General features: G+C 48.0%; 4 protein-coding genes and 1 pseudogene. All 5 read left to right on the top strand.

Features of this window, described 5'->3' with window-relative positions; translation table 11 throughout:
- Nucleotides 1-1,295: nitrogenase component 1 (locus WMO25_RS13840; protein WP_349085786.1), on the top strand; the 1,295-nt coding region annotated here is incomplete at its 5' end.
- Nucleotides 1,292-2,335: a nitrogenase component 1 gene (locus tag WMO25_RS13835; protein ID WP_349085785.1), complete on the top strand. Its 1,044-nt coding sequence runs from the start codon at nt 1,292-1,294 to the stop codon at nt 2,333-2,335. The genes WMO25_RS13840 and WMO25_RS13835, both read left to right, overlap by 4 nt.
- On the top strand, nt 2,335-4,716 hold the full coding sequence (gene hypF, locus WMO25_RS13830) for a carbamoyltransferase HypF (RefSeq protein ID WP_349085783.1): 2,382 nt from the start codon (nt 2,335-2,337) through the stop codon (nt 4,714-4,716). Before WMO25_RS13835 ends, hypF begins: the two co-directional genes overlap by 1 nt.
- A gap of 438 nt (nt 4,717-5,154) precedes the next feature.
- Complete coding sequence (locus tag WMO25_RS13825) at nt 5,155-5,460, top strand: HypC/HybG/HupF family hydrogenase formation chaperone (RefSeq protein WP_349085782.1); 306 nt, start codon at nt 5,155-5,157, stop codon at nt 5,458-5,460.
- Nucleotides 5,460-5,828: pseudogene (locus WMO25_RS13820) on the top strand (hydrogenase formation protein HypD); the annotation flags it as partial. The gene WMO25_RS13825 and the pseudogene WMO25_RS13820, both read left to right, overlap by 1 nt.

Genomic DNA, 5,828 nt, shown 5'->3' with positions numbered 1-5,828 from the left:
ATGCATTTTTTTGTACAGTCGGTGAGCTGGCGGCAATGGGAAGAGAGAATATCCCGCCGCAGTTTATTTCCGGCGCACATTTAATATACAGTTCTCCAGCTACGCTGGCCTTTAATTCACCGGGTGCGGAAGGTTTTGGCGTCAAGCGTGCAGGGCTGGCGATCCCTGATTCTATTATGCTGATCGTGGCACCGGGATGCTGCGGCAGAAATACATCATTGATCAGTTCTATGAGAGAATATGATCAGCGGTTCTTTTATCTGATGATGGACGAGACGGATATTGTTACGGGGCGTCATTTGAAGAAGATACCGAAAGCAGTGAAAGAGATCTGTGACAGCCTTGAGAAGAAGCCGTCAGTTGTGATGATCTGCATTACCTGTGTGGATGCACTTTTGGGAACAGACATGGAGAGAGTCTGTCGAAAAGCCGAGGAGGCGGCAGGTCTTCCTGTGAGACCATGTTATATGTATGCGTTGACCCGTGAAGGCAGAAAGCCGCCAATGGTACATGTTCGCCAGTCTTTGTATTCTCTGCTTGAACCGCGTAAGAAAAAGGGGAATGTAGTGAATCTGCTGGGTTTTTTTTCACCCCTTGTGGATGATTGTGAGCTATATGATCTGCTGCATCAGGCAGGCGTGAAGACCATTCATGAGATTTCTGCATGCAGGGATTATGAGGAATATCAGACCATGTCGGAAGCTAATTTCAATCTGGTGCTGCATCCGGAGGCGAGATTTGCGGCGGAAGATTTTCATGACAGATTGAAGATTCCTTTTATCGAACTGACCCGATTGTATCAGATTGACAAGATCGGCAGCCAGTACAGAGCCTTCGGCAAGGTGCTGGGTGTGACTTTTGATGATCAGGCAGCGGCAGAAAGCGCACAGAAGGCAGTGGATGCCTTTAGGGTGCAGTATCCGGAGGCCTCTTTTGCGGTCGGGGAATGTATGAACGGCGATGCTTTCGAACTTTCCCTGGCATTGGTACGATATGGATTTAAGGTGCCTGAGATTTACGGCACCATCACCGCTGAGAACTTTATTTATATCAAGCAGCTGGCGGCTATAAGCCCTGAGACGAGAGTTTATTCCAACATGGAACCGACCATGCTGTATTATGATGGTGAGAATTCAGGTGTGAATATGGCCATTGGCAAGGATGCAGCTTATTATCATCAGAACTGCCCGAATGTCATGTGGAATCAGGACAGACAGCCTTATGGCTATGCAGGGGTTCGCAGATTGTTTGAGGCTTTGACAGAAGCAGAGAATAGATGGGAGGAACAGCCATGAAGGGATTAAGAAAATATCTGACACCTTTTGCACCGGATCAGTCGGGGGCTGTCTCCGTTTTGTATGAACTGGGCGGTATTCTCGTGATCTGTGATGCGGGAGGCTGTGTCGGCAATGTCTGCGGATTTGATGAACCAAGATGGTTCTCAAGGAAAAGTGCTATTTTCAGTGCCGGGCTGAGAGATATGGATGCCATTCTCGGAAGGGATGACCGGTTGGTAGCGAAGCTGATATCGGCAGTTGAGAAACTGGATGTATCTTTTGCAGCGATCATCGGTACGCCGGTGCCGGCGGTGATCGGCACGGATTACAAGGCACTGGGCCGTATGACGGAGAAGAAGACAGGACTTCCGGTGCTGACCATTGATACGAATGGCATGGATTTATATGATAGAGGTCAGGAAAAGGCCTGGCTGGCACTTTTTAAGAAGTTTGTGGTGGATGAGATGTCTGTGGAAAAGGGCAGAGTCGGCATTATCGGTGCAACACCGCAGGATCTGAGTGATTTATCCGCAGGTGACCAATTACGGCAGATATTTGCAGCCGATGGTAAAAAGGCTGTTTGCTATGGCATGGGTGATGGCCTGGATGCGGTGAAGCAGGCAGCTTCTGCGGAATATAACCTGGTTGTTTCACCATCTGCCCTGGAAACGGCCAAATATCTTCAAAAACAGTTCGGAACACCGTATGTTGTCGGTTATCCTTTGGTGAAGAATATGCTGCCGGAGGCTGATTATACAGGCAAAAAGGTATTAATTGTGCATCAGCAGGTGATGGCGAATGCGTTTCGTGAGGAATTAAAGATGCGCGGGGCATCAGAAGTGAAGGTCTGCAGCTGGTTTGATCTGAAACCGGAACTTCGCGAAGAAGATGATGTTTATCTGAAGGAAGAAGATGATTTCACAGAACTGGCAGCGGACAGCAAGTGGGATGTGGTCATTGCGGATGACTGTATGAAGTCGATGCTTCCGGAGTTTGGGGGACAGTTCATCGGTATCCGGCATTTTGCTGTTTCAGGCAAATTAGGAGGCGCATGCTGATGAATCAGACAGAGACAAGAAAGATTCGCGTTTACGGCATTGTGCAGGGCGTTGGGTTTCGTCCGACAGTGAGTCGGCATGCGGTTAAAAATGACATTCACGGAAGCGTCTGCAACAAAGGGCCTTATGTGGAGATTTTTGCACAGGGGACGAAAGCACAGGTGGATGGCTTCCTTGAGGATTTGGAGAAACGACCGCCGAAGCGTGCGGCTATTTTGAAGATAAATGTTGAACATCTTGATAATAATCCTGAATTTGACGGGTTTGAGATTATAGAAAGTGAAAAGACAAAGGGAGAGATTTTTGTTTCACCGGATATTGCCATTTGTGATGAATGCAAAGAGGAGCTGTATGATCCGAACAACAGACGCTATCTGCATCCTTTTATCAATTGTACCTGCTGTGGGCCGAGGCTGACGATCCTGGATGCGCTGCCTTATGACAGAGAACGGACCAGCATGAAGGAATTTCCGATGTGTCCGGAGTGTGCGGAGGAATACAACAATCCGGAGTCGAGACGATTCGATGCCCAGCCGGTGTGCTGCAATGACTGCGGGCCGGAGGTTTATCTGATCGGCCGTGACGAAAGAGGCCGTGAAGCGATCACCTATACGAGAAAAGTGATCGCCTCGGGCGGCATTGCGGCGATTAAGGGAATCGGTGGTTTTCATCTCTGCTGTGATGCCACCAATGAGACAGCGGTTGCGAGACTTCGTGAATTGAAGCGCCGGCCGATGAAACCATTTGCCATTATGGCGCGAAATATGTCGGCAGTTCGGAAGGAATGTCAGGTGACTGAGGTACAGGAGGAAGTCCTGGACGGCCATCAGAAGCCGATTTTGCTGTTGGAGCGGTTGGACAAAGCTGACAGTCAGATCTGTCCGTCTGTGGCGCCGGGCAATCCGAAAATCGGTGTGATGCTGCCGTATGCGCCGGTACAGCTGTTGATTTTTGATTATGATGATGGCATTCAGATACCGGATTATCTGGTGATGACCAGCGGCAACACATCAGGAGCGCCGATTTGCAGAGATGACAATGATGCAATCGCTGAATTATCTCATCTGTGTGATTGCATGTTGTCTCACAATCGCAAGATCAGGATCCGTGCTGATGATTCGGTAATGGATTATTACAAGGATGAACCTTATATGATCCGGCGCTCCAGAGGTTATGCACCTCTGCCGGTGATGGTATCGGCACCTTGGAAAGGCCAGGTTCTGGCCGTGGGCGGAGAACTGAAGAACAGCTTCTGCATCGGCGTGGACGGAAGATTCTATCTGTCGCCGTATGTGGGGGATTTGGAAGATCTGCGAACGGTGAATGCATTGAGAGAGACCATTGGACGTCTGGAGACGCTGCTTGAAGTGGAACCGCCGGTGGTGGTCAGTGATATGCATCCAAGATATAATTCAACCATGATCGCGGAAGAATCGGGATTGCCGGTGATTAAAGTGCAGCACCATTATGCGCATATTTTATCCTGCATGGCCGAGAATGACTGTCAGGAAGCAGTTATCGGAGTTTCCTTTGATGGAACCGGTTATGGCATGGACGGCACCATCTGGGGCGGAGAAATCCTTCTGGCAGATTATAAGGCATTTCAGCGGTTTGGATGTATAACACCGTTCCTTCAGATCGGCGGTGATGCATCCTCCAGGGAAGGATGGCGAATTGCCGTTTCCATGCTGTATGGACAGATGAAAGATCGTGCAGCAGCCATGACAATGATTGAGAAACTGAATCTGTGCAGTGTACAGGATGCCAAAGTTCAGATGGCCATGGCGGACAGGAAGATTAATGCGGTGATGTCCACCAGTGCCGGCAGATTATTCGACGGTGTCAGTGCCATTTTGGGAATCCGAAAGGCTTCAACATTTGAAGGCGAGGCATCCATGGCATTGGAATTTACAGCGGAAGCGTATGAGAAAAAACATCAAAACGCGGTTGATCTTCAGCATGCGATGGATGAGATGTGGAAGCAATTTCCGTTAGCCGCATGCATAGATAATAAGGAATCGGAATCCACAGAAATAAATAAGCCGGAACAGGTGAAGGCAGTCCTGAACACAGGTGCTTTGGTGAAAACCATTGCGGAAGCCAGACTTGCAGGCGCAGATACAGAAAAACTGGCCTATTTCTTCCATTGGATACTGGCAGAAGAAATAATAGTGGCCTGCCAAAAAGCCGGAAAAGAAAGTGGACGGGGTACAGTAGCATTAAGCGGCGGTGTCTTCCAAAATCAGCTGTTATTGAAAATGGTGGATGAAGGACTGCAGAAAGAGGGCTTTAAAGTATTGAGACATCGCCTGGTACCGCCAAACGACGGCGGCATTGCACTTGGTCAGGCAGTCTACGCTATGGGGTCTTTGAAAAGCTGATTGAATGAGAATTATAGATGAAAACAACGGACATCCGTCCGAAACGTTTTCATCTATAATTCTCATCAATGCAGCTTTATCGAAGTAATTCCATAAACAGCGAATAACGACTGACTGAAGTGCAATACAAAAATAGGACAGCAGTCTTAGAAACAGAAGAAAATAGACGGCTGTTATCATAGATTTGTGATAAACGCGGCAAAGTGTTAAGCGGCATAGCATATGACAAAACCCGAGCCAGGGACAATGTCGAATAGGAAAGAGAAAGTTTTTGGGTTTCGAGTTAAGAAACTAAAATCTATGGTGTTGAGATTTATATAGCTGTAAATTCTCAATATTCTTGGAAAAATATATAAAATTAACAGATTCACGGCAGGTGCTTCAACGCCACCGGTACTTAGGCATTGTTTTTTAATGCCTTATGTACCGCTGTAGGCGTTGGCAGCGAGAGCGGCCTGCAGTGAACTGGTAATTTTATATGTTTTTGAAAAACTGGGAGAATTTGCAGCGGATAAACGAAAGGAGATTTTGAGTATGTGTGTAGGTTTATCAGCGAAAGTTGTTAAAATTAATGATGGCGTTGCAATTATCGATGCGGGCGGCGCAAAACGTGAGATTTCTTCTCAGATGATTGAAGATTTGGAGCCGGGAGATTATGTCATGGTTCATGCCGGTGTGGCCATTGCCAAGATTACGGATGAGGATGACAGTGAAACAGATCAGGTGCTGGAGGATTTATTCTGATGAGTGAAGAGAAGAAGAAAACGGCGAGAGAGATAATAGAAGGCTATGACGGACCGCCTGTGCGGATTATGGAGGTGTGCGGTACCCATACTCATGAGATTTTCAGACTGGGTATCCGAAAGCTCCTGCCGAAACAGGTAGAATTGATTTCAGGGCCGGGATGTCCGGTTTGTGTCACACAGGTTGGCTTCATTGATGAGGCCGTTTATCTGGCGTTGGAATGCGGCGTGACAATCTGTACATTTGGTGACCTGGTCCGTGTGCCTGGAACGGAGATGAGTCTTGCCGGTGCGAGAGAAAAGGGCGCAAAAGTACGAATTGTGTATTCCCCGGTGGATGCAGAGCAGTACGCTAAGGATCATCCGGAA

The organism is Coprococcus intestinihominis, assembly GCF_040096555.1.
Lineage (GTDB): Bacteria > Bacillota > Clostridia > Lachnospirales > Lachnospiraceae > Coprococcus_A > Coprococcus_A intestinihominis.
This window is presented reverse-complemented; position numbering and strand designations above follow the sequence as displayed.

Excerpts from the sequence above, each read along its gene's own strand:
- WMO25_RS13835 (WP_349085785.1), top strand. The coding sequence starts at position 1,292 with ATGAAGGGATTAAGAAAATATCTGACACCTTTTGCACCGGATCAGTCG.
- hypF (WP_349085783.1), top strand. The coding sequence starts at position 2,335 with ATGAATCAGACAGAGACAAGAAAGATTCGCGTTTACGGCATTGTGCAG.